Source organism: Pseudomonas sp. HY13-MNA-CIBAN-0226 (genome assembly GCF_040310305.1).
GTDB classification, from domain to species: Bacteria; Pseudomonadota; Gammaproteobacteria; order Pseudomonadales; family Pseudomonadaceae; genus Aquipseudomonas; species Aquipseudomonas gregormendelii.
On the sequence record NZ_JBEOPS010000296.1, the window covers coordinates 1 to 268 of the forward strand.

A 268-nucleotide genomic window follows, 5' to 3' on the forward strand; every position below is an offset into this window, starting at 1 on the left:
GGTGAGGCCGAACACACCGACGGTCTTGCCGATCAACAGGCCGGCGGCGATGCCCATGGGCACGGAGTGGGTGAAGCTTTCCAGACTGACGCCCGTCAGAGAGACCCCGGCGTTGGCGAACGCGAACAGCGGCAGGATGGCGTAGGCCACCCATGGGTGCAGGGCGTGTTCCAGGCTCAGCAGCGGCGAGGTTTCGGCATTCTTGGTGCGCAGTGGAATGCAGAACGCCAGGGTTACGCCAGCCAGCGTCGCATGCACACCGCTCTTG

General features: G+C 65.3%; 1 protein-coding gene. It reads right to left on the reverse strand.

Annotated features, from left to right (window positions below; genetic code table 11):
- A partial coding sequence (locus AAEZ05_RS28820) for a Na+/H+ antiporter NhaA (protein ID WP_350650015.1) occupies nt 1-268 on the reverse strand: 268 nt, incomplete at both ends.